We start from the raw sequence: 23,437 nt of genomic DNA on the forward strand, positions 1-23,437 counted from the left end.
GTCGGGCCGCGCTTTATCCAAAGCTCAGCCGTTCCGCCGTTGCCGCGTGACCTTTCGTTTGGTCTTGGCGGATTTCTTTTTGGCCTTGGCGGCGGATCGTTTTGGTCCGCCTTTGCCCGTCGGACGTGTTCCGCGCCCCATGCGGCCTTTGCCTGTTCCGCTTGGCAATTCGGCGTCTTCCAGTGTCAGAAGTTCGAGCCCGATACCACCTGTCACGGGAGCCGCATCAATGAGCTTGACCGTCACCCGTTGCCCCAAGGTGATCAGCGTTCCCGTGTTCGACCCCATCAACGTCGCCGCGTCGGCATCGAAGTGGAAATATTCATTGCCCAGAGACCGGATCGGGATCAGCCCGTCCGCGCCGGTTTCGTCCAGTTTCACAAACACGCCAAAGCGGGCAATGCCGCTGATGCGACCACCGAATTCGGCACCGATCCGATCCGACAGAAACGCCGCCAGATAGCGGTCGGTGGTATCCCTTTCGGCCATCATCGACCGACGTTCCGTATCGCTGATGTGCTGGGCGGTGGCCTCCATGCGGTCGATATCGTGCGGCGACAGCCCGTCGTCACCCCAGCCGTGTGCCGTGATCAGCGCGCGATGCACGATCAGGTCGGAATAGCGCCGGATCGGCGACGTGAAATGTGCATAGTTCTGCAAGGCGAGGCCAAAATGCCCAAAGTTTTCGGGGTTGTAATAGGCCTGAGTCATCGACCGCAGCGTGGCGAGGTTGATCAACTCGGACTCGTCGGACCCGGCGGCATCGTGCAGGAGACGGTTCAATTGCGCCGTCTTGAGAACCTGACCCTTGGCCAGAGTCAGCCCCGCCGCCTCTGCCGTTTCACGCAGCGCTTCCAGCTTTTCGGGGGGAGGTTCTTCGTGGACCCGGAACAGAAGCGGCGTGCGTTTGGCGATCAGCGTTTCTGCGGCGGCCACATTGGCAAGGATCATGAACTCTTCGATCAGCCTATGGGCATCCAGACGGTCGGCAAAGTTGACCGATGTCACAGTTCCATCCTCGGCCAGGATGATCTTGCGTTCCGGCAGATCAAGATCAAGCGGTTGGCGCCGTTTGCGGGCCTCGGCCAGCGCGGCGTAGGCGGCATAAAGCGGGCGGATCACGTCGTCCATCAACGGCGCGACCTTGTCATTCGGGGTGCCATCCATCCCGTCCTGAACCGTGCGGTAGTCCAGCGACGCGCCCGAGCGCATCAACCCGCGCTGAAACCTGTGGCTCAGCTTGTTGCCATGGGCGTCGATCACCATGCGCACGGCGACGCAGGCACGCGGCACACCTTCGTGCAACGAACAAAGGTCACCGGACAGGCGGTCGGGAAGCATCGGCACGACGCGGTCTGGAAAATAGCTGGAATTGCCGCGCTTCCGCGCCTCGTCATCCAGTGCAGAGCCGGAGGTGACGTAGTGGGACACATCCGCGATGGCGACCCAGATCACATGGCCCCCGGCGTTCTTGGGATCATCGTCCGCATGGGCAAGACACGCATCGTCGCGGTCGCGCGCATCCACCGGGTCAATGGTGATCAGCGGCATGTCCCGCATATCGGTGCGCCCCGCGAGGCCTGCGGGTTTCATCGCGTCGGCCTCGGCGATAACGTCGTCCGGAAAACTGTCGGGAATGCCATGCTGGTGAATCGCGATCAGCGACACCGCGCGCGGTGCTGACGGATCGCCCAGACGTTCGGTGATCCGTGCGCGCGGCAGGCCCATGCGATCTTTCGGCCCGGCCTGTTCTGCCTCGACAAGTTCGCCATCCTTGGCCCCGCCGGTGGCATCGGCGGCAATGACCCACTCCTTGTCCGCGCCTTTGTCGATGGACTTGATGCGGCCACCGTCGGACCCCTTTTTGAAGATGCCGACCACCTTGCGCGGGTTGGTGCCAATTCGGCGGATCAGGCGCGCCTCGTAATTGTGGTCTTCTTCGTGGACAACCTGCATGCGGGCAAGGATGCGGTCCCCTTCGCCAAGGGCCGGATCACTGGCGCGCGGCACGATCAGGACAATCGGCTCCACGCCTTCGCCATGCCATTCCAGCGGGCGCGCAAAAAGATCACCGTCAGGTGTGGGTTGCTTGACCTGCAACACGCTCACTGGCGGAAGCCGATCCGGGTCGCGATAGGTTTTCTTGCGCTTTTCCAGATGACCTTCGGCCTCAAGCTCTTTGAGCAGGCGTTTCAGATCAATCCGCGCAGCCCCCTTGATGCCAAAGGCTTTGGCAATATCACGTTTCGCGGTGAGAGTCGGGTTCGCGGAGATCCATTCAAGGATATCGGCTTTGGTCGGCAGCTTGTTCATATCGCTGAGGTAGCACGCCGGCCGGGGCGCGTCATGGTGAAAGTCGCATTACGCGGCGAAGCGCAGTTCCATCATGCGGTGATCAATCCCGGCATCGTCAAAAACACCGCCATAGGCCGTGAACCCCAGCTTTTCGTAGAACCCAAGCGCGTCGATCTGGGCGCCAAGCGTGGCGCGGGAAATCCCCGGCATTTCCCGTAGAATGTCGAGCGCCTCGCGGATCAGGGCGGCGCCCAACCCGGTGCCGCGCGCAGGCCGCAAGACACAAACACGCCCGATCTTGCCGGTCTCACCGCCCAGCACGATGCGGGCTGCTCCCATGGGGGTTCCCGCGACCGTTGCAAGCAGGTGGATTGCAGTTGCATCCAGATCGTCGCGTTCAAGATCAGGCGGGACGTTCTGTTCCTCGACAAAAACCGTGTACCGCAATGTGTAGCAAGCTGTCGGGTCCGTGACCTGTGCAATCGTGACCGTCATTGTGCGAAATAGTCCTTCAGGATGCGGGCATAGATCGCCTTGAGTTGAACAACCTGATCAACCGCAACCCTTTCATCGACGGCGTGCATCGTTTGGCCAACCAGGCCGAATTCCACCACCGGGCAGTGATCCTTGACAAAGCGCGCATCGGATGTGCCTCCGCTTGTCGACAGTTCCGGGGCTATGCCTGTCTCGGCCTTGACCGCTTTGCCGATCAGGTCGGACAGCGGTCCCGGCGGGGTCAGAAACGCCTCGCCCGAAATCTTGATCTTCACATCCGTCCTGGTGCCGAACGCGGCATCGACCTTGGCCGCCTCATCGCGCAGCCAATAGGACAGGCCTTCCCCAGTGTGGATGTCATTGAAGCGGATATTGATACAGGCACGGGTTTCGGCAGGGATCACGTTTGTTGCTGAATTGCCCGTGTCGATGGTCACCACGGCAAGCGTGGACGTATCGAAATGGTCCGTCCCGCGGTCCAACTCATGCGACGCAAGCACATCCATCAACCGCGCCATGGCAGGCATCGGGTTGAGCGCGCGATGCGGGTATGCGGAATGGCCCTGTGTGCCGGTCACCTTGAACCACGCGTTCATCGACCCGCGCCGCCCGATCTTCATCATCTCGCCCATCCGGTCAGGGCAGGTGGGTTCGCCGACAAGACAGACGCTCATCTGTTCACCTTCGATCGCCATCCAGTCCAGCAAGGCAACAGTGCCGTCGATCGCGTCACCTTCCTCGTCTCCCGTGATGGTCAGGATCACCGCCCCATCCGGGGGCGTGTCGGTTACAAAGTCGATGGCGGCGGCGACAAAAGCCGCAACCCCGGACTTCATGTCTGTCGACCCTCGTCCATAAAGCATGCCGTCTTTGATCTTGGCCCCGAAAGGCGGCATCGACCAGTCGTCGGGATTGCCAAGCGGCACCACATCCGTATGCCCGTTGAACCCAAAGCTGCGGGCGTGTCCCTTGTCGCCCCAGCGCGCAAACAGGTTCGACACGCCGCCGCGATCCACACGGGTGCAGGCAAAACCGGCGTTTTCCAGCAGGGTCTGCAACACCGTCAAAGCACCGCCTTCCTCGGGAGTCACGGAGGGACAGCGCACAAGCGCGGCGGTCAGGTCAACGGGATCGGTCTGTGTCATGGCATGGCCCCCTTCGTCGGTGTTTTGCATTGGCTACCGCCAAGCGCGGTCAGAGGCAAATGTGGCGAAAAGGACGCAATTTGGGAAAGGCCACGGGCATTGCGCAGGATCACATAGATGACACTGGCACTATGGCTGTGTTAACGTTTGGTTAATAATAAATATAAGGCTTGAGGCAGAGCAGCAACCAGATGGCGGGCGCGATACGGTGAAAACACCGGTCGTGTTGGATGCGCCGCTGGCAAGTGCCTCGCGCCGATTTGAGGCGAAAATGGCAACAGCAGCAGAGCTTAGCTACACCACCAATGCAAGCGCCACGGCGATGGCCGAGACGATCTTTGGCACGGGTGTCACCGTGGTGAACGCCAGCTATTCCGGCGACAACCGATCGTCTGCCATTTACCAGAACGGTGATGCGCTTACTCCCGGAGTGACGCCGGGCGACACCGGGGTGATCCTGTCCACCGGACGGGCAGCCGACTTTACCCGCGCGCCTTCGCAGTGGTGGAATGGCGGAAACGACCCGAACGTCAGTGACTCCACCTCGACGAACACAAGCGGTCAGAACAACAATTCTTCCTTCAACGCGGCTGCCGGGACCAACACCTACGACGCCTCGTATCTGGACATTGATTTCATCCCGGATGAAAGCACGATGACCATGCGGTTTGTCTTCTCCTCCGAGGAATACCCCGAATTCACAGACTCGATTTACCAGGATTTCGTCGGCGTCTGGGTCAACGGTTCGCAGGTGAACATCATCGCCGGCAACGGGGACGTCGATCCTGCCAACCTGAACACGACGGCAAACGTGAACCTGTTCCGGGACAACACCGGAGACGATTACAACACAGAAATGGACGGGTTCACTGTCACGCTGACCTTGACCATGACGGTGGTTCCGGATGAAGTGAACTCGATCCGCATCGGCATCGCGGATGTTGCCGATTCAAGCTACGATTCCAACTTGCTGATTGCAGGTGACTCGATCCAGACGGCGTTGGTGGCCCGGTCCGACATCGTCAACATGTACACCGACCGCACCAAGACGCTGGACGTTCTGGACAACGACATCAACAACACCGGCAACGCGCTGACGATCACGCATATCAACGGTATCGCGGTCAATGTGGGCGACAGCGTCACGCTGAGTACGGGGCAGGTCGTGTCGCTGAACGCGGATGGGACACTGTCCGTCACGTCGGATTCAGATTTCGAAACCGTGAACTTCACCTACGAGGTCGAAAGCGCCAACGGCGAAACCGATGTTGGTTTCGTGACGATTGCGACCGTGCCCTGCTTTGTCGCCGGAACGCTAATTCAGACCGAGACCGGGCAAGTCGCTGTCGAGTCCCTGCGGCCGGACGATCTTGTCTGGACGATGGATCGGGGCTTGCAGCCTTTGCGCTGGATCGGTCAGCGGACGGTTGCCGCGACAGGATCATTTGCGCCGGTGCGGGTGAACGCGGGAACGTTTGGTGATCACGCGAACCTGATGCTGTCTCCGCAACACCGCATCCTTGTCCGCGACCCACTTGCGGATCTGGTCTTTGGCACTCCCGAGGTTCTCGTGGCGGCCAAGCATCTTGTGAACGGACGCACCGTGCAGACAGTCGAAGGTGGCAGTGTCACCTATGTACATCTGCTGTTCGATCAGCACGAGATTGTCATGGCCAATGGCCTTGCCACCGAAAGCTTTCTGCCCGGCCCGCAAACCGTGGATGCGTTCGAGGATGCCATCGTGGAAGAGATCGCCTCTCTGTTCCCGGATCTCGATCTTGAAACCGGCGAAGGCTATGGGGATGCCGCCCGCCAGATCCTGAAAAAGCACGAAGCCCGGATGTTGTTCGGGGCCGCTGCATGAACTGGTTTGCATTGCTGGACTGCGACACCCGCCGTCCCTGGGTGCGCGAGGATGTCGAGGATATTCTTGTCAAACGCCCCCGCGCCTGCGTGCCGCGTGGATCGGTCATGCTGGAAACCCGCCTGTCGCCGGATGCCCGTCCCCAGACCCTGATCAGCTACAAATGCGACGGTGCGACGCCAACCAGTTTTTCGCTCATGTCCACACCGCACGGCAGCCTCGTTCTTGTGATCGCGCTGGGCGATGACGTGGTTCACGAAGTGGTCGAGCGCGGGCGCGAGGCGCGCACCGACACGTTGCAGGTCACCATCAGTTGGGATCTGGCCAAAAAGGCAGGGCGCCTTGCGGTGGCGCGCCCGGAAACCGAGCATGTCCTGATCCGGCACTTCGCCATGACCCGTGCGCCGTTGCTGGCGGATATGGTGGCGCTGGCGCATCCGCAGGGCTTGACTGAAATTGACCCGGACGTGATCTTCGTCGCCCTCTCGACCGAGATTGAACCGGTTGGCCCGATGCCAACCCTGTCGCCCTCGGTTCCGCTTGAGACCGGGCAGGGTGTGCGCCTTGCGACCACGCTGAAACAGGGCGATGTCGTGCGCTCTGCCAATGGCAAGCTGGTTCCGGTCCTGCACATGGTCCACCGCAGCGTGCCAAGCCTTGGGTCGTTCCGCCCCGTCCGTCTGCGCGCGCCCTATTTCGGCCTGACGCAGGATGTCGTGGTGTCGCGTCACCAACGGCTCTTGGTCAGCGGAGCCGAGGTGGAATACCTGTTCGGGCGCGAAGAGGTTCTGATCCCGGCCTCTGCCCTGGTCAACGGCTATGCCGGTCACTATGAACCTGCGCCTCGTTTCGTGACCTATCACCAGCTGTTGCTGCCGCATCATGATGCCGTCCGTATCCCGGACGCGGCGCTGGAAACGTTGTATATCGGGCGGATGCGGCGCGATAAGGTGCAACTGGCGGCATCTGTGTTGGGCGATCTGCCACGCGCCCTTTTGCCGGAACATCACCGTGCCGGATATCAGGTCTTGCGCGCCTTCGAGGCGATTTCCCTGGCCGAGGCACGCGCCGCCTAACCTTTGTCGGTCTCGCCGAAATAGGGTGTCACCTGCGCGACGATCACCGCGTTTTCGTCCAGCGCCTTCTGCATCAGCTCGATTTCGTCCGCTTCGATCTCGTGACCCTGTTCCTTGCGCTCTTCCAGCGTTCCATAGCCCGTCACATCCAGCGGCGCCATATCCGCCTGCTTCAGGATCGCCACGGTTTCCCGCACCGCTTCGGCCTCATCGACACCGGACGCGTAGCACATCAAGCCAGCCCCCGTCGCCCCTTTGGGCAGGCCATCGCCGGTCTTGCGGCCAACCTCGACCACAAGCGTATAGACTGAATGGGGTTTCTTGGGCTTCTTGGGAGTGTCGCTCATGGTGCGGCCTGTATGTGGGGTGCGCTGCATGTGCCACGAAAGCCCGCGCGCGTCGAGGGTTGTTGCTGCCGCCCTGGTGCGCATACTGCGCGCAAATCAGGGAGAAGCGATATGAAATCCGTCAAAGACATGGTGGCCGCCGCAAACGACGTGGTCGATCACGCCCCGGCCTCCGAGGTGATGGGGCTACTCGGCCAGGACGGCGTGACCTTTGTCGACCTGCGCGACCCGCGCGAATTGGAACGCGAGGGCATGATCCCCGGCGCGTTTCACTGCCCGCGCGGGATGCTGGAATTCTGGATCGACCCTGACAGCCCATACGCCAAACCGCAGTTTCAAACAGGCAACCGGTTCGTGTTCTACTGTGCGTCAGGCTGGCGATCAGCGTTGTCGGCGCAGGTGGCGCAAGACATGGGGCTGGAGAATGTCAGCCACATCACCGATGGGTTCGGTGGCTGGAAAAAGGCGGGCGGCACGATAGGAGAGAAGCCCACCAAAAAGCCGTAGGGTGCGTGCTCGCACGCACCACCACGATCAATCGCGCAGCAACTCGTTGATGCCGGTCTTTGAACGTGTCCGCTCGTCCACCCGCTTTACGATGACCGCGCAATAGAGGTTGATCCCGTTCTTCGACGGCATCGACCCGGCCACCACAACCGAATAGGGCGGCACTTCGCCATACATCACGTCGCCGGTTTCGCGATCCACGATCTTGGTCGACTGGCCGATGAACACGCCCATCCCCAGAACCGACCCTTCGCGCACGATGCACCCTTCAACCACTTCCGACCGTGCACCGATAAAGCAATTGTCCTCGATGATGGTCGGCCCCGCCTGCATGGGCTCAAGCACACCACCGATCCCGACACCGCCCGAAAGGTGCACGTTCTTGCCGATCTGCGCGCAGGACCCGACGGTCGCCCAGGTGTCGACCATCGTGCCTTCGTCGACATAGGCCCCAAGGTTCACAAAAGACGGCATCAGCACCACACCCGGAGCGATGAAGGCCGATTTCCGCACGATGCAATTCGGCACCGCGCGAAAGCCCGCCGCGCGCCACTGGTTGTCGCCCCAGCCCTTGAACTTGCTGTCGACCTTGTCCCACCAGCCGCCGCCTTGTGGGCCGTTGTCGTGCTGTTCCATGTCCTTGATCCGGAAGCCAAGAAGCACGGCTTTCTTTGCCCACTGATTGACAAGCCAGTCGCCATTGTCCTGACGTTCGGCAACCCGCAATTGGCCGCTATCCAGCGCGTTCAGCGTATCCTCGATCGCTTCGCGGGTTTCGCCGCCTGTCGACGGGGTGATGGTATCGCGCGCGTCCCACGCGGCTTCGATGGCAGATTCCAGGCTGGTGGTGTTCATTGTGGTCTCCTCGGTGTCCGGTCGATGCTCCTTACGCAATCAGAACGTCAGGGGCAACGCCACATGGAAGGGGACCGGTTTCGATCCCGTCGCAGAGGGCCAAGAAAGACTTGCGGGATTTTGGAACGCGGATAAGCTGCTTTGGAAATTTATCAGACAAGCATTTTTTGTGGACCAATTCTTAAGGAACATTCATGACGCAGGAACACCTGACGTGCTCGGTTGGGTTGGGAGGTATCAATCTCTCCAAAGATCTGACTGAGGTTCGATTTCTTCTCGACATGCAGATTTACGGCAACTCCCGGTTTCGGGATGCCTGTTCCGGTGCCGGTCTGCTGAACGGGGACGGTCTTTCCCTAAAGCAGGATCCCGACCCGAACGCTGCTGCCTTTACGGGAAGTGCTGTCGTGCAATTTCAGCAGAAAGTCATGTGGTGGTCGCTTGATAGATGCGACGGACGTGTGGATCCAAGAGGCAAGACCTGGACCGCGTTGACAGCGGCGGTGGGCGCAGGTGGCATTGCGCCTGTTGATGTCACTCCAACGTTGCCCGCCATCGGCGATGCTTTGTCGAACGCTGGCTTCAAGGCTTACAATCAAGGGTCATACAAAACCCAGACCCTAGGATATCAGAATAAGGGAAAGGACGTGACGATTTCCCAAGAGGGTTGTTTCCTGTGTACGATGACCATGGCCGCAACAGGCATTGGAAGACCGACCTCCGTTTGGCCGGCCGGCGTTCTGGCGAAAGACCTGACACCGGTGCATGCCAATGATATCGCCAAGAACAACGCATGCTATACAACAGCCGGCCTGAACCCGTTTGCACTGGCGCCTCTGCTGGGAATGAAAATTTCGCGTTTCGGGCTCGAAAAAGGGGACAGCCCGCTTCCGGCCAATCCAGTGGCTCATGTCGATGGCCATATCGGTGCAGGTGGCGTTGTCGCGGCGCATGTTGATTACAAAGACAAGCACGAGGGCGACTTTACAAAGGGCGACCATTGGGTCTTGATCACCAACAAGGCGTCTGACTCGGGGTTTCGCGACTACGATGCGCTGGATCCGTCTGGCGGCGCGAAGATGGGTATGAGCAAGAACCTCGCAGTCAATCCACGCGAACTCGATTATTTCCTAAAATGGCTCAACGACTATTCGTTCCAGTATAAGAAAGGATATCTGTTCGGGATACCGTCTCCCAAATCCGGCATTGAACGACAGGAGTTCCAAAAGAACTACCGGATGGTGCGATATTGTCTGCTGTCCCGATCCTAGGGGGCCGTGCTCCCTGAACGGTCAAACGATCGTCGGATCCGGCGCGATATTGCCGCCGCAGACCAAGACCGCGACCCGTTCACCGGGTTCAGGTTTGTAGACCCCGGACATCAGCGCGGCCAGTGCCGTGGCTCCGGCGGGTTCGACCAATTGCCGATGCGCCTGCCAAAGGGCTTGCTGTGCCTCGATAATCGTCCCGTCGGACACGAGCACGCAGTCCGTGCCCGCAGCCTTGGCCAAATCGAAACAGATGCCACCGATGCGTCGCGCCCCAAGCGCGTTTGCCGCCACCCCGGACACGGCGACGTCAACCGGTGCGCCAGCCTCCAGTGCGGAATGCAGCGCGCACGAGGTCATCGGTTCCACCGCCACCACCTTGCGCCTGTCGCCCAGCCACGCCAGCGCCCCGGCAATCAGACCACCACCGCCAACCGCGATCAGCACCGTGTCGGCCTCAAGCCCCTGTTCTTCCCATTCGCGCATCAGCGTGCCTTGCCCGGCCACCGTCAGCGGCGCGTCATAGGCATGGATCTGCATCGCACCGCTTTCGGACGCCTCGCGCTCTGCCAGTTCAAGCGCGTTGGCGTATTCCCCGGGCACCACGGTCAAATGCGCGCCGGTCCGTTCGATCAGCGCGATCTTCGCCGGACCGGCAATCTCGGGTACAAAGATCTTCGCCCGATGGCCCAGCCTTTGCGCCGCGAAGGCCACCGCAGCCCCGTGATTGCCGCCGGACGCGGCCACGACACCGGCCTCCGGCACGTCCGAGGCCAACAGCGTGTTGAACGCACCGCGTGTCTTGAAGCTGCCCGTGTGCTGGGTCTGTTCCAGTTTCAAGTCAACCACATGTCCAAACGCGTCACTGCGCAAAACCGGAGTCTTGACGATATGCCCGGAAATCCGGTCTGCCGCTGTATTGATGGTGTCTTGCCACGTCACGGCGCTGCCTCTCTGGTGTCTTCTGATGTGACGCTATAGGTCTGTCGGAACAGGAACAAGGAACCGATCCACATGAACGATCACCGCAACAGCCCGTTCCGCGATGCTGGTCTGGACCGGAGCACGGCAAGCCACGTCCCGGATACGGAACAGACACGGTCTCCGGCGTATCGGTTGGCTTTTGCTGATGACGAATTCCTGTGCCGCGAGGAACTGCGCCCAGTGCGGTTGCAGCTGGAGCTGTTGAAACCGCAGTTGATGCTGGACGAACACCAGATTGAGAGCACGGTGGTGCTGTTCGGCGGCGCACGCATTCCGCGCCCGGCGGACGCTGACAAGGCACGCACCAAAACGCTGGCCGATCTGTCGCATTTCTATGACGAGGCGCGCGATTTCGCCCGGCTGATGACCCGCAAATCCATTTCGGCGCAGGGGCGCGAATTTGTCGTCGTCACCGGCGGTGGCCCCGGCGTCATGGAAGCAGGCAATCGCGGCGCGTCGGAAGAGGGCGGTAAATCCATCGGCCTGAACATCGTGCTGCCGCATGAACAGGCTCCGAACGCATTCGTCACGCCTGATCTGTGCTTCAACTTTCACTACTTCGCGATCCGCAAGATGCATTTCCTGATGCGCGCGCGTGCGATCTGCGTCTTTCCGGGCGGGTTCGGTACGCTGGATGAAATGTTCGAATCGCTGACCCTGATCCAGACGGGACGCATGGACCGGGTGCCGTTCCTGCTGTTCGGCCGGGCGTTCTGGGAAAAGATCATCAACTGGGAAGCGCTGGCAGACGCAGGTACAATCAGCCGGGAAGACCTTGATCTTTTCCGCTTTGTCGAAAACGCCCAAGAGGCGGCCGACATTATCGAGAACTGGGATCCCGCGCCGCCGCGCAGCGATATTCCGGGACGCTGAGCCAAGCGGGGTTCCCCCTTTCGCGTGCGCGGCATGTCCTGTATGAGCCACGCTCAGTCAGGCCCGAGACCGACCAGAGGGCTGGCAAGCGAAAGGAGAGCCAAATGGGCTACAGAGTCGTCGTTGCAGGCGCCACCGGAAATGTGGGCCGCGAAATGCTGAACATTCTGGCCGAGCGCCAGTTCCCCGTGGACGAGATCGCAGCACTTGCGTCGCGCCGGTCGCTGGGGACGGAGGTCAGCTTTGGCGACAAGACGCTGAAGACGCAGGATCTCGACACGTTCGATTTCACCGGCTGGGATTTCGCGCTGTTTGCCATCGGATCGGAAGCGACCAAGAAATACGCGCCGATCTCGGCCAAGGCGGGCTGCGTGGTGATCGATAACTCGTCGCTCTATCGCTACGATCCGGACGTTCCCTTGATCGTGCCGGAATGTAATGCCGATGCGATTCACGGCTATTCCAAGAAGAACATTATCGCCAATCCCAACTGCTCGACTGCGCAGATGGTTGTCGCGCTCAAGCCGCTGCACGACCGCGCGCGGATCAAGCGGGTTGTGGTCAGCACCTACCAGTCGGTGTCCGGTTCCGGCAAAGACGCAATCGACGAATTGTGGGACCAGACCAAGGCGGTTTACAACCCGACCGACAATTACCAGCGCAAGGTCTATCCCAAGGACATCGCCTTCAACGTCATTCCGCATATCGACGTGTTCCTCGAGGACGGATCGACCAAGGAAGAGTGGAAGATGGTCGCCGAGACGAAAAAGATCATTGATCCGTCGATCAAGGTCACTGCGACCTGCGTCCGTGTTCCTGTGTTTGTTGGCCATTCCGAAGCGATCAACATCGAATTCGAAGACCATCTCGACGAGGACGAAGCCCGCGACATCCTGCGGGAATCCCCCGGTATCATGGTGATCGACAAACGCGAGGATGGTGGCTACGTCACACCCAAGGAATGTGTCGGCGATTTCGCGACGTTCATCAGCCGCATCCGACAGGATTCGACCATCGACAATGGCATCAACCTCTGGTGCGTGTCCGACAACCTGCGCAAGGGCGCTGCCCTGAACGCGGTGCAGATTGCCGAAGTGCTGGGTCGGGAAGTCTTGAAAAAGGGATGAGCTTGAACCGATAAGCTGGGCAATATCTGTCCACTAAAACGAGGCTCTCCAATACAATTTGGAGAGCCTTTTTCATGGGAAAGCTCACCCCATCTCGACCGCTTCGACGGATAGGACCGTGGGAAGGTGTCGCGCCACTTCGTTCCATCGCGTGCCGCCATTGGTGCTGGCAAAGACCGACCCCGTATTTGTGCCAAAGTAGACCCCTGCCTGCTTGTGGCGGTCGGTGGTCATGGCCTGTCGCAGCACGGTGAAAAAGCAATGCTCCTGCGGAAGCCCGTCCCGCGTGGCCTCCCAGGTATCGCCACCGTCACGCGACATCCAGACGGCGGCTTTTGCATCGGGGGGATACCGTCCGGCGCTGTCCCCGTTCAGCGGCAGTGTCCAGATCACCTGCGGATCATTCGGATCCACCACAATTGGAAAACCAAAGGTCGAGGGCAGACCGGTGGTGATGTCATCCCAATGGCGACCGCCATCGTTGGACCGCCAGACCCCGTGATGGTTCTGCTGGTACAACAGGTCCGACCCCGGGGCGCGCACCATGTTGTGGACGCAATGGCCGGTTTGGCCGTCACGCGGCCCTGCGGGGTGGTCGTGGTGTTTGCAGGCCTCGGCATTCGACAACCGGTTCCGCCGTTCCCAGCTTTGCCCGCCATCCTCGGAGGCAAACACACCGGCAGCCGATATTCCAAGCCAGATCTTCCCCGGATCGTCCGGCGCGGTGACAATGGTGTGCAAGGTCAGACCCGCCCCGCCGGGACTCCAGTCTTCGCGCCCCTCGAAATCGGCCAAGGCGTCGTTCCTTTGCCAACTCAACCCGCCATCTGTGCTTTTCAGCAGCGTTCCCGGCTTTGCACCGGCCCAAAGCGCGCCATGCGCATGATGTAGCGCCCACACCGAATGGAGATCGTCAAACAACGCTGGCGTATCCTCCCATCCGATCATCGCCGCAAAGTCGGGATCATTGGCGGCCCATTCATCCATTTGGCCAGGCGACAGCTTGCAGAGTGTCCATGTTGCGCCGCCATCCGACGATCGCCAGACCCCCGCACCGTACCAGTCGCCCCCGCCGCCGGCCCAAAGCGTGCCGCTGTCGGGGTCGCCGGCCATGTGGTTGATCGTCCATCCGTTGCAGTGCGGTCCACTGACATCCCACACGTCCCGGTCTGTACTGGTCAGGATAAAGGCACCCTTGGTGGTGCCAACAAGCAGATGCACGGCGACAGTCATAACTGGCAGACCTCCAAAAGCGCGCAAGGATGGGGTCAGAGTGTCACCGAAGCCCGTTTTTCGCAACGGTCATGTTCTGGCATTGGTCCGTTCACGGAACCCTTCCATCTGTTGCGCGTTTTTCACACCATCGGGGCGCTCTTTTCGTTGCCCAATTCTTGCCGCAATTGGCTCGCACCGTGTTGAATGTGATTAAAAATGTATAGGTGCCCCCGATGGCCGTTCAGTCCGTTCCCCTTGAAGCCGATCAATCCAAAGGCCTGCCGCTGCCTCTTGACAGTGAAACGGCAATGTTGCTGAGAACGGTCCTTCTCCCGCATTTCGAACGCGCGACAAGCTGGGGCGATCTGTGCCATCGTCTGGCGACCAAAGGCTATGCCATCACCTTTCGGCGGGGACACCTGGTTCTGGAAGACGAAAGCGGCAGACCCGTCTGCACCGGTTCGATGATCGGATCGCCCTTGTCGCGACTGGCCGATCGGCTGGGGCGGCCGAAGCTGCGCACCGATTGCAGCGGCGCGACCGCCACACTTAGGAACTGATCAGACCGGCAGGAACGACCGGGTTTTCGGTTCGAAAAACTCCAGCCCGCCTTCCCCGATATCGGTCCACAATCCGTGCAGAGTCAGCAAATCCTGCTCAACTGCCTCGCGGATAAAGGGAAACGTCATCAGGTTCTCGAGCGAGACAATCACCGATTCCTTTTCCAGCGCGCGAATCTGGTCTTCATCCTTGTGCGCGGCCTTCACCCTCTCATAGCCCGGTCGCAGGATGTCCATCCAGCGCCCCACAAAGCTTGACTGTTCCTCGAGATGGGGCGCGTTGCCGGAACACATGTCGAGACAGCCCTGAACCCCCCCGCAATTCGAATGCCCAAGCACGATCAGATGCGCCACGTTCAGCGCGGTCACCGCATATTCCACCGCCGCCGACGTGCCGTGATGATCGCCGTCGGGTTCATATGGCGGCACGAGGTTCGCGATATTGCGGTGAATGAAGAACTCACCCTGATCGGCCCCAAAGATCGATGTCACATGCACACGGCTGTCACAGCAGGAAATCACCATCGCACGGGGACGCTGGCCTTCGTTTGCCAGACGCTTGTACCAGGCACGGTTGTCCGAATAGGTCGTGGCCTTCCAGCCCTGATATCTTTGGATAAGATATGCAGGCAGCGGCTTTGCAGCGTTCATGAAATCCTTCGCCTCCATGGTCGTGGCTCTTTGCGGGATACGTCGAAATTGATCGGAATTCGAGAGAAAAACAGTCGGGATCGTTACCTGATGGAAAGGCATGCCTGCGATAGAGGACATCGGGTTGGGGTGAGAAAGGAATTCACATGGTGGAGCAAATCTCGATTTTGCATCCGCGAGACACCGCGTATTTCGACGAAGACACCCTGAACGCGCTTAGCCGCGATCTGGGATCCAGTGTAGCCGAAAACATCCTGTGTCGCGCGCTCGAGGACATGGCCGAGCGGTTCTTGCAGATCCGCGATGACTATGGCGACGGGAATCTGCTTGGATTGCGCAAATCCGTTCATGCGCTCATCCCGATCGCCGAACAGATCGGCCTGCTGGGCCTGGCTCGGGTCGGACGGGACGTGCTGATCTGCATTGATCAGGGCGATGCCGTTGCCATCGCGGCGACCCTGTGCCGGATGCTGCGCTGCGGGGAAATGGCAATCTCCTGTGCCGAGATAGGAATGGACCTCTCTCTCTGATTCCGCTTGCAGCGACCGGTCAAGGGCGTACCTTTCCCGCATGTCTGAGAAGGGGAATTCCATGACCGTTGCACTTGCGCCCGCGGGCACTGATGCGTTGCCGCTTCATGTTCTGGGGGCCGATGACGTGGCGCTCTGGGCAGGCCAGCAAAGCGATCGTATCCGCACCTGGGTCGAGTCTAGCGGCTTCAAAGGGGCCATCGGTGCGGCGCTGATGATTCCCAACGATCTGGGCCAGCCAGAGGCGGCGTTGATCGGTTACGGAACCGAAGCGCTCCGCAATCGTGACCGTTTTGCGCTGGCGGCGGCCATGACCAAACTCGCTCCCGGCACCTACCGGATCGACAGCGGGATCGAACAGGATCACCTCGAACAAGAGGCGTTGGGCTGGTTGCTGGCCAGCTATGCCTTCGACCGATACCGCGACACCAAGGTCGAGCGTCCGACCCTTGTCACCCCGGACGGCGTTGACGGGGAAAGGGTCTCCATCATGGCCGAGGCAGAGTTTCTGACCCGCGACCTGATCAACACCCCGGCCTCTGACATGGGTCCGCAAGAGCTTGAAACCGCGGCGCGGGCTCTCGCGAAACGGCACAACGCGAAAATCACCGTCACAACAGGTGAGGCGCTTCTGGCCGACAATTTCCCGATGATCCACACGGTCGGCCGTGCCTCGGATCGCGCGCCGCGGCTGATCGACATGTCGCGCGGCAATCGCGGCCCCCGGATCACTCTGGTCGGAAAGGGTGTGTGTTTCGACACCGGTGGTCTCAACCTCAAGCCCGGCAGCTCGATGGGGCTAATGAAAAAGGACATGGGCGGGGCAGCCAACGTGCTGGGCCTTGCACACATGATCATGGCGTCGGGCCTTCAGGTCCGTCTGCGGGTGTTGATCCCGGCAGTGGAAAACTCCGTGAGCGCCAACAGCTTTCGCCCGCAGGACATCCTCACCTCGCGCAAGGGACTGACCGTCGAGATCAACAACACCGATGCAGAAGGCCGCCTTGTTCTGGCCGACGCGCTGACCTTCGCCGCCGAGGAAAAAACCGACCTGATCGTGTCGATGGCCACCCTGACCGGGGCAGCCCGCGTTGCCGTCGGTCCCGATCTTGCGCCCTATTTCACCGATGACGATGATGCGGCGACCGCGCTGGATCTGTCTGCGCGGCGCATGGCCGACCCGGTCTGGCGGCTGCCCTTCCACACCCCCTACGAACCGATGATCGAGCCCGGCATCGCAGACCTCGACAATGCGCCCAAAGGCGGCTTTGGCGGCGCGATCACCGCCGCACTGTTCCTGCGCCGTTTCGTCAAGGAAGACGACCGTTACATCCATTTCGACATCTATGGCTGGCAACCTACCGCTGCGCCCGGTCGCCCCAAAGGCGGCGCGTTGCAGGGCGCGCGGGCGCTGTTCGCGGCTTTGCCGGACCTGTTGGGCCTTTGATGGACCGACGCCAATTCAGGTCCAACGGCACGGTGGCACACAGCTCTCTCAAGGGGCAGGTCACGGCAGAGCGGTTTACCGACGGCCAGGTGCATCGCGTTGTCTGTCCGCCCAGGGCCGCGCTTTGCAAGTCGCCTTTCGGGGATCGCGACCGCGAACTGCTTTGGGGGCAATCCTTCAATGTGCTTGAGACCGTCAAGGGCTGGGCCTTTGGATATGCTCTGCACGACGGTTACACCGGCTATGTCGATGCCCGGATGCTGTCCCCCCTTGATGACCGCGCAACGCACCGCGTATCCGCCCGCCAGACCATGGCGCTCGCGGCTCCCGATTTCAAAGCCACCAGGGGTGAACATGTGCCGCTGTCCCTTGGATCAGAGGTCCGCGTCACGTCGACAGACGACAAATGGTCAACGATCACGGGCGTGCCGCATGATCTTTTTGTTCCGACCCGCCATCTGACCCCATTGGACGCCAATGACTCCGATCCGGTGACTGTTGCTGAAGGCTTGCTCGGCACGCCGTATGTCTGGGGCGGGAATTCCGCCTTCGGGATCGACTGCTCCGGCCTGGTGCAGATCGCCTGCCGCGCCTGCGGAATTTCCTGTCCCGGTGACAGCGATCAGCAAATGGCGCAGTTGGGAACAACGCTCGACCCCAAGACCCCGCCACAACGCGGAGATCTGCTGTACTGGAAAGGTCATGTCGGTTGGGTCTCCGACCCCGACACGCTCCTGCACGCGAATGCACATTCCATGTCGGTGACCTATGAACCGCTCCAAGGCGCGATCCGCAGGATTGCCGAACACGGTGACCCTGTCCTGCGCCACGCGCGCTTGACGCTGGGTCGAAAAGACGTCTAATCGCGACACCTTTTCCGGATCGGTCTCATGCAAGCGCGCGCCTCCATCTTCACACCAGTCCTGATCGGCGGCTGCATCATCATCATGGTGTCTTTCGCGATCCGGGCAAGCTTTGGCGTGTTCCAAATCCCCATCGCCGAGGAATTCGGCTGGCTGCGCAGCGAATTCTCTCTTGCCATCGCGATCCAGAATCTGGCTTGGGGAATTGGTCAGCCGCTCTTCGGCGCGCTTGCCGAAAAGATCGGGGACCGTAAGGCGATCGTCCTTGGCGCGCTGATCTATGCCGCAGGGCTGGTGCTGTCGTCTTTCGCTGTTACGCCCACCGCACATCAATTCTACGAAATCTTCGTGGGGTTCGGAGTCGCTGGAACAGGGTTCGGCGTCATTCTTGCTGTGGTAGGTCGGGCCAGTTCCAACGAAAACCGCTCCATGAGCCTTGCCATCGCAACGGCAGCTGGCAGCGGCGGTCAGGTTTTTGGCGCACCGATGGCCGAATGGATGTTGACGTTGATGAGCTGGCAAATGGTGTTCCTGTGGTTCGCCGCCATCATCCTTGCCGTGACGCTTGTTCTTCCCTTCATGCGCTCTCCCGTACCCATCGCCAGCAAGGCCGAACTCGAGGAAAGCATGGGCACCATTCTGGTGCGCGCCTTCCGCGATCCATCCTATGCGCTGATCTTCGTTGGCTTTTTCAGCTGCGGTTATCAGCTTGCCTTCGTCACCGCGCATTTTCCGGCCTTCGTGACCGAACTCTGTGGTCCGATCCAACCCGGTGGTGCGCTTTATGCCGTCGGCATCACGACGACCTCTGCGCTGGGCGCGGTGTCGATCTCGCTCATCGGGCTGATGAATATCGTCGGCACCCTGGCGGCAGGCTGGGCCGGGAACCGGTGGTCCAAGAAATATCTCCTCGCAGGCATCTACACGGCCCGCACCATCATTGCCGCGATGTTCATTATGTTCCCGATCACACCCACAACGGTGATCCTGTTCTCCGTCGCAATGGGGTCCCTCTGGCTTGCCACGGTGCCGCTTACCTCGGGCCTGATCGCGCATATTTACGGGCTGCGCTACATGGGCACGCTGTACGGGATCGTGTTCTTCAGCCACCAGCTTGGCAGCTTCATGGGCGTCTGGCTTGGAGGGCGGATGTATGACCTTTACGGCGATTACACGCTGGTCTGGTGGATCGGAGTCGGTGTCGGTGCGTTCAGCGCGATTGTCCACCTGCCGATCCGAGAGGAACGTCAGCCGACACCGCTCGCTGCCTGACAGGTGCGCGTTTCCGTTGACGGAAACGGCAAGATGCGTCGACGCATCTTGTTCCCGGCCTTACCGCGCCTGCCAGCGATCCAGAATGTAGCGACTGACCATCAGATCCAGATGCGCCCCGCCGCCATTCTTGAACAGCGTGATCTCGTCCTCTGATTGCCGTTTGAACGCCGTGAAATCGTAATATTCCGCGACGATATCGCTGGCTGCGATCACACCTCGCGCAATCGGCTCTTTCAGCTCACCGATATGTCCAACTGTGGTGTCCAGGGAATCCACGAACACCCGCGACCGCGTCAACGCAACGTCATCCGCCTCCCGCATGTCAGCCCGGTATGCCCCGATCAGGTCCAGATGTGTGCCGGGGCGCAGCCAATCGCCCCTTAGAACAGGCGTGGTCGACATGGTCGCACAGGACACGATGTCCGCCTGCGCAACCGCCTCCGCCAAATCCGGCGCCGCCGTCACATGCCCGAACCGTTCAGCCAAGGCCTGCGCCTTCTCGATTGTCCGGTTCCAGATCAGGAAACTGGCCTGCGGAAACGCGGCTGAATACGCGTCGATCAGGGACGTGGCCACTGTGCCCGCGCCAACAATCACGATGGTCTTGCTGTCAGGCCGCGCCAGCCGCCGTGCCGCCAAAAGACTGTCCCCGGCAGTTTTCCACTTGGTCACAAGGTGAAAGTCGATGATCGCCGACAGTGTCCCGTCGCCATCCGAATAAAGCGACACGCCACCGTTCACGACCGGATCTCCCTTGGCCCCGTTGCCTGGAAAGATCGTCGCGGATTTCACGGCGAGCCCAAGCCCGTCAATCCACGCCGCACGATTGAGAAGGGTGTCCTTGCCCCGGTACAGGAAACTGTCCGCGATCTTGGCTTTGGGCAAATCATGCCCCGCCGCAATTGCATCTGTCACGCCAAGCCAGTTCAACTGTGCCTCACCTTCGGCAAACGGAATCATCACGGGTGTCGTCATGGCAAAAGCCCCTCTTTCTGCAATCGGGCGCGGAACCCGGCGGCCCCTTCGAACAGGTGGGTCTGCCATCCGCGTGCATCGGCGGCCGCGATATTGTCGGCGCGATCATCGGTGAACAACAGCGCCTCGGGCGCAACGCCACAATCGTCTTCGACCCGTCGGAAAATCTCGGCCTCGGGTTTGTTCACACCCATATGGCCAGACAGGTAGGTGCGATCAAACTCCACGAGGAACGGATAGACCGGCAGCGCCATCTCGAACGTCCCGCGCCCGAAATTGGAAAGCGCAAAGACCGGCACATCGCGCGTTTTCAAGTCGCGCAGGATTGTCACGGACGGCGTGATTTCAGGCCCGACCAGATCAAGCCAGTGATCCCGCCACAACAGGATCTCTGCCGTCCAGTCCGGATTGGCCCGCGCGCAATCCTGCACGATTGTGGCAAGGTCTCCGCCACGGTCCACTGCCTCGTGCATCTGGTGCAAATCCACCTCTGCAAACAAGGCCTTGCGCCGTTCCGCGCCAAGCGTTGCGTCAAAGAACCGTTCCGGGTTCCATTCAATCAGGACATTGCCGATGTCGAACACCACCGCGCGGATCATTGCGGGGTCTCCCGCGCTGCCGCCCGCATCTCACGCTCCAAGGCCTCGAGGAACCGCGACCGGTCCGCCTTCGAAAACGCTTTGCCACCGCCCTGCCGAAACGGGTCCGCCGCCCGCAGGTCGGTCATCAGGTCGCGCGTCGCCAGCACCTGCCCGATATTGCGCGCATCGAGCCGCTCGCCATTGTGCTTGAGCACGCGCGCTCCGTTCTCGACACAGCGTGCCGCCAGCGGAATATCTCCGGTGATCACGACATCCCCACGCCCGGCTCGATCCGCGATCCACATATCGGCCACGTCCGGCCCATCGGGCACGACAACCACCTCGACATATGGATTTTCCGACAGTCGCAACCCGCCATTCGACACAAGATACATCTGTGCCTTGTGCCGCGTCGCCACGCGTTCCGCCTCCCCCTTCACCGGGCAGGCGTCGGCATCGACGAAAAGCCGGGTCACAGCCCAAGCGCGTCGGCGTGGAACGCGATGTGGTCGGGGATAAAGGTCGAGACAAAGAAATACGAATGATCGTAGCCCTTTTGCATCCGGAACACCCCGTCCTGACGCCGTGCTGCCATCGCATGAGACAGCACCTCGGGCTTCAGTAACTCTAGAAACTGATCCGATCCGCCCTGATCCACCAACACGGGCCCATCAAACCCGACCACCTGCATCTGAACCGTCGCATCATGTCTGGCCCATGCGCCTTCATCGGACCCCAGATACGCTGACAACTGCTTGCGACCCCAATCGCTTTGGCTCGGATTGGCAATCGGCGCAAAGGCCGATACCGACGCAAACCGCCCCGGAAGGGCCATCGCAAGCGTCAACGCGCCATGGCCACCCATCGAATGCCCGGTGATCGCCTGCCGATCCAGATCAATCGCGAACTCGGCTCCCAACAGCGCGGGCAACTCGGTTGCCACATAGTCCCACATTTGGAAATGCGGCGCCCAAGGGTCTTGTGTCGCGTTCACATAGAACCCCGCACCCTTGCCAAGATCATACGCCTCGTCATCTGCCACACCTTCACCGCGCGGCGACGTGTCGGGAAACACCACGGCCATGCCCGCCTCTGCGGCAAACCCCTGCGCCGCCGCCTTGGTCATCGCGTTTTCATGTGTGCAGGTCAGCCCCGACAGATACCACAGCACCGGAACCGGCCTGTCCTTGGCTGCTGGCGGCAGGTAAAGACCAAAGGTCATGTCACACCCGCAGGCCTCGGACGCATGGGAATACACACCCTGTACTCCCCCAAAGCACAAATTCTCTGAAACGGTTTCCATGGCGCTCCCTTTCTTAAACCAAAACCTTCGAGATCACGAACGACACTGTCACAATGCTCAGCGCGGTCGAGATCAGAATGGCCGCCGACACCCGTTGCGGGGCCACGTTGTAATGCTGCGCAAGGATGAACACGTTGCCCGCAACAGGCAAGGCGGCAGCGGCCACGACGACACCCGCCTTGTAGGGATCTGCCGGGAACAGGATATAGACCCCGACTGCCACCAGCGCCGGATGGACCACCAGTTTGCAGAAACTCAGCCAGCCCGCGATGTTCAGCCGCTCTGCCGATTTGCTGGCCAGTGATGCCCCGATGGCGAACAGCGCGCCGGGAGTGGCGGCCGCGCCGAGGATGGACAGGAACTGGTTCACCGGCTCGGGGATCGGCACGCCGGTGGACGACACCATGAACCCCGCCACAATCGCCACGATCATCGGGTTCTTGAGAAGGCCCACCCCAACGGTCTTGAAGATTGTCAAGGACATGCGCCCTTCGCGGGATCCGACGATCAGGATCACGATCAGCGACGAAAAAACAACAAGATCAATGGTCAGGGCCAATATGATCGGCCCAACCGCCTCTTGCCCCATCAGCAGCGCCAGCATCGGCACACCCAGAAAGCCGGTGTTGCCAATGGCCGCAACCTGCCCCTCGAAAGCGGCGGTTTCGGTGTTCATCCCCCGCAGGAACCCCACCGCCATACCGATGCCATAGACAAAGGCGGTGCCCCACAGATACCCCGCCGCGATCCGCCAGTCGAAAATCTCGGCAATCGACAGGTTGGCCGAAAACCGGAACAACATGGCCGACAGCGCGAAATAGAACACGAACTTGGTCAGGTAGGCCGTCGCTTCGGGCGTGAAAAACCCGGTCTTCCCCGCGCCGTAACCTACGGCGATCAGGGCAAAAAACGGCACAGTCTGAAGGAAAATATCCAGCATATGTGCTGTGTTATCACGCGGGGGGGCGGGGTCAATCTCGACAGGGTTCTGTTACCCACCTATATTTTCCGTAGGTGTAGAAATCTTGTCGGGACGCTTGGATGGTACTGCAAGAACAATCCATCGCCGACGACTAGATGCGCGCGGAAATCGCGAAACTTGTCGCGGAAACATCTGAAAACACCCAGAACATGAAGTATCGATTCTGGGTGTTAATGGCCGCATATGTCGGCGCGGTCGGTATTTTGTTCAAGTTTTTCT

The 23,437-nt window shown here is 60.6% G+C and carries 24 protein-coding genes; 11 read left to right on the top strand and 13 right to left on the bottom strand.

Annotated elements, in window-relative coordinates; genetic code table 11:
- Positions 1–24: 24 nt before the first annotated feature.
- Genes rnr through dapE form a run of 3 tightly spaced genes read right to left on the bottom strand, consistent with a single transcriptional unit; the run spans position 25 to position 3,935 of the window.
- The gene (gene rnr / locus ACTIEN_RS05475) at positions 25–2,313 is read right to left on the bottom strand and encodes a ribonuclease R (protein ID WP_439522102.1); all 2,289 of its coding nucleotides are present in this window, start codon (positions 2,311–2,313) and stop codon (positions 25–27) included.
- Between the two features lie 48 nt (positions 2,314–2,361).
- Positions 2,362–2,790, bottom strand: a complete 429-nt coding sequence (locus ACTIEN_RS05480; RefSeq protein WP_439522103.1) for a GNAT family N-acetyltransferase — start codon at positions 2,788–2,790, stop codon at positions 2,362–2,364.
- A complete protein-coding gene (gene dapE / locus ACTIEN_RS05485; protein WP_439522104.1) occupies positions 2,787–3,935 on the bottom strand; it encodes a succinyl-diaminopimelate desuccinylase in 1,149 nt (382 codons plus the stop codon). Before dapE ends, ACTIEN_RS05480 begins: the two co-directional genes overlap by 4 nt.
- Positions 3,936–4,206: 271 nt before the next feature.
- On the opposite strand from dapE, the gene ACTIEN_RS05490 reads away from it, so the two are divergent.
- Together ACTIEN_RS05490 and ACTIEN_RS05495 are read left to right on the top strand one after the other, a co-directional pair.
- Positions 4,207–5,799 carry a Hint domain-containing protein gene (locus ACTIEN_RS05490; RefSeq protein ID WP_439522157.1) on the top strand — a complete coding sequence of 531 codons (1,593 nt, stop codon included), beginning with the start codon at positions 4,207–4,209 and terminating at the stop codon, positions 5,797–5,799.
- On the top strand, positions 5,796–6,875 hold the full coding sequence (locus ACTIEN_RS05495) for a Hint domain-containing protein (RefSeq protein WP_439522105.1): 1,080 nt from the start codon (positions 5,796–5,798) through the stop codon (positions 6,873–6,875). The genes ACTIEN_RS05490 and ACTIEN_RS05495 overlap by 4 nt, the downstream gene beginning before the upstream one ends.
- Here ACTIEN_RS05495 and ACTIEN_RS05500 read toward each other — a convergent pair.
- Positions 6,872–7,222 carry a hypothetical protein gene (locus ACTIEN_RS05500; RefSeq protein WP_439522106.1) on the bottom strand — a complete coding sequence of 117 codons (351 nt, stop codon included), beginning with the start codon at positions 7,220–7,222 and terminating at the stop codon, positions 6,872–6,874. The two genes, ACTIEN_RS05495 and ACTIEN_RS05500, sit on opposite strands and share 4 nt — an antisense overlap.
- 111 nt (positions 7,223–7,333) lie before the next feature.
- Between ACTIEN_RS05500 and ACTIEN_RS05505 the strand changes: the two genes are divergently transcribed.
- Positions 7,334–7,729, top strand: a complete 396-nt coding sequence (locus ACTIEN_RS05505; RefSeq protein WP_439522107.1) for a rhodanese-like domain-containing protein — start codon at positions 7,334–7,336, stop codon at positions 7,727–7,729.
- A gap of 27 nt (positions 7,730–7,756) precedes the next feature.
- Here ACTIEN_RS05505 and dapD read toward each other — a convergent pair whose 3' ends face one another.
- Positions 7,757–8,584, bottom strand: coding sequence for a 2,3,4,5-tetrahydropyridine-2,6-dicarboxylate N-succinyltransferase (dapD, locus tag ACTIEN_RS05510; RefSeq protein WP_439522108.1), 828 nt, complete (start codon positions 8,582–8,584; stop codon positions 7,757–7,759).
- Positions 8,585–8,778: 194 nt separating this feature from the next.
- On the opposite strand from dapD, the gene ACTIEN_RS05515 reads away from it, so the two are divergent.
- Positions 8,779–9,855, top strand: coding sequence for a hypothetical protein (locus ACTIEN_RS05515; protein ID WP_439522109.1), 1,077 nt, complete (start codon positions 8,779–8,781; stop codon positions 9,853–9,855).
- 21 nt (positions 9,856–9,876) lie between these two features.
- On the opposite strand, the gene ACTIEN_RS05520 is transcribed toward ACTIEN_RS05515, so the two are convergent.
- Positions 9,877–10,794: a threonine/serine dehydratase gene (locus tag ACTIEN_RS05520; RefSeq protein WP_439522110.1), complete on the bottom strand. Its 918-nt coding sequence runs from the start codon at positions 10,792–10,794 to the stop codon at positions 9,877–9,879.
- Between the two features lie 72 nt (positions 10,795–10,866).
- Between ACTIEN_RS05520 and ACTIEN_RS05525 the strand changes: the two genes are divergently transcribed.
- Together ACTIEN_RS05525 and ACTIEN_RS05530 are read left to right on the top strand one after the other, a co-directional pair.
- A complete protein-coding gene (locus ACTIEN_RS05525) occupies positions 10,867–11,709 on the top strand; it encodes a TIGR00730 family Rossman fold protein (protein WP_439522111.1) in 843 nt (280 codons plus the stop codon).
- 104 nt (positions 11,710–11,813) lie between these two features.
- Entirely contained in the window at positions 11,814–12,836 is a 1,023-nt protein-coding gene (locus ACTIEN_RS05530; RefSeq protein ID WP_439522112.1) for an aspartate-semialdehyde dehydrogenase, read from the top strand.
- Positions 12,837–12,920: 84 nt separating this feature from the next.
- Here the strand turns inward: ACTIEN_RS05530 and ACTIEN_RS05535 are convergent, their stop codons facing one another.
- Complete coding sequence (locus ACTIEN_RS05535; RefSeq protein WP_439522113.1) at positions 12,921–14,069, bottom strand: exo-alpha-sialidase; 1,149 nt, start codon at positions 14,067–14,069, stop codon at positions 12,921–12,923.
- Between the two features lie 215 nt (positions 14,070–14,284).
- Here ACTIEN_RS05535 and ACTIEN_RS05540 point away from each other — a divergent pair, with 215 nt between their 5' ends.
- The gene (locus tag ACTIEN_RS05540; protein WP_439522114.1) at positions 14,285–14,611 is read left to right on the top strand and encodes a hypothetical protein; all 327 of its coding nucleotides are present in this window, start codon (positions 14,285–14,287) and stop codon (positions 14,609–14,611) included.
- Here the strand turns inward: ACTIEN_RS05540 and ACTIEN_RS05545 are convergent, their stop codons facing one another.
- Positions 14,612–15,262: a carbonic anhydrase gene (locus tag ACTIEN_RS05545; protein ID WP_439522158.1), complete on the bottom strand. Its 651-nt coding sequence runs from the start codon at positions 15,260–15,262 to the stop codon at positions 14,612–14,614.
- Between the two features lie 146 nt (positions 15,263–15,408).
- On the opposite strand from ACTIEN_RS05545, the gene ACTIEN_RS05550 reads away from it, so the two are divergent.
- The 4 genes from ACTIEN_RS05550 (at position 15,409) to ACTIEN_RS05565 (ending at position 19,374) form a co-directional block, all read left to right on the top strand.
- Positions 15,409–15,792: a hypothetical protein gene (locus tag ACTIEN_RS05550; protein WP_439522115.1), complete on the top strand. Its 384-nt coding sequence runs from the start codon at positions 15,409–15,411 to the stop codon at positions 15,790–15,792.
- Positions 15,793–15,853: 61 nt separating this feature from the next.
- A complete protein-coding gene (locus tag ACTIEN_RS05555; protein WP_439522116.1) occupies positions 15,854–17,239 on the top strand; it encodes a leucyl aminopeptidase family protein in 1,386 nt (461 codons plus the stop codon).
- Positions 17,239–18,102: a C40 family peptidase gene (locus ACTIEN_RS05560; protein WP_439522117.1), complete on the top strand. Its 864-nt coding sequence runs from the start codon at positions 17,239–17,241 to the stop codon at positions 18,100–18,102. Before ACTIEN_RS05555 ends, ACTIEN_RS05560 begins: the two co-directional genes overlap by 1 nt.
- Before the next feature lie 27 nt (positions 18,103–18,129).
- The gene (locus ACTIEN_RS05565) at positions 18,130–19,374 is read left to right on the top strand and encodes an MFS transporter (RefSeq protein ID WP_439522118.1); all 1,245 of its coding nucleotides are present in this window, start codon (positions 18,130–18,132) and stop codon (positions 19,372–19,374) included.
- Positions 19,375–19,434: 60 nt separating this feature from the next.
- On the opposite strand, the gene ACTIEN_RS05570 is transcribed toward ACTIEN_RS05565, so the two are convergent.
- The 5 genes from ACTIEN_RS05570 to ACTIEN_RS05590 are packed head-to-tail and all read right to left on the bottom strand — an operon-like array spanning position 19,435 to position 23,176.
- Positions 19,435–20,352: an ornithine cyclodeaminase family protein gene (locus tag ACTIEN_RS05570; protein ID WP_439522119.1), complete on the bottom strand. Its 918-nt coding sequence runs from the start codon at positions 20,350–20,352 to the stop codon at positions 19,435–19,437.
- Entirely contained in the window at positions 20,349–20,951 is a 603-nt protein-coding gene (locus tag ACTIEN_RS05575) for an HAD family hydrolase (RefSeq protein ID WP_439522120.1), read from the bottom strand. Before ACTIEN_RS05575 ends, ACTIEN_RS05570 begins: the two co-directional genes overlap by 4 nt.
- A complete protein-coding gene (locus ACTIEN_RS05580; RefSeq protein ID WP_439522121.1) occupies positions 20,948–21,409 on the bottom strand; it encodes a YaiI/YqxD family protein in 462 nt (153 codons plus the stop codon). The genes ACTIEN_RS05575 and ACTIEN_RS05580 overlap by 4 nt, the downstream gene beginning before the upstream one ends.
- Positions 21,406–22,236: an S-formylglutathione hydrolase gene (fghA, locus tag ACTIEN_RS05585; protein ID WP_439522122.1), complete on the bottom strand. Its 831-nt coding sequence runs from the start codon at positions 22,234–22,236 to the stop codon at positions 21,406–21,408. The genes ACTIEN_RS05580 and fghA overlap by 4 nt, the downstream gene beginning before the upstream one ends.
- A gap of 13 nt (positions 22,237–22,249) precedes the next feature.
- Positions 22,250–23,176, bottom strand: a complete 927-nt coding sequence (locus ACTIEN_RS05590) for an AEC family transporter (RefSeq protein WP_439522123.1) — start codon at positions 23,174–23,176, stop codon at positions 22,250–22,252.
- Positions 23,177–23,437: the final 261 nt, after the last annotated feature.

Origin of the sequence: Marivita sp. (genome assembly GCF_051859345.1) — a bacterium.
In the GTDB taxonomy this organism is placed as follows: domain Bacteria; phylum Pseudomonadota; class Alphaproteobacteria; order Rhodobacterales; family Rhodobacteraceae; genus Marivita.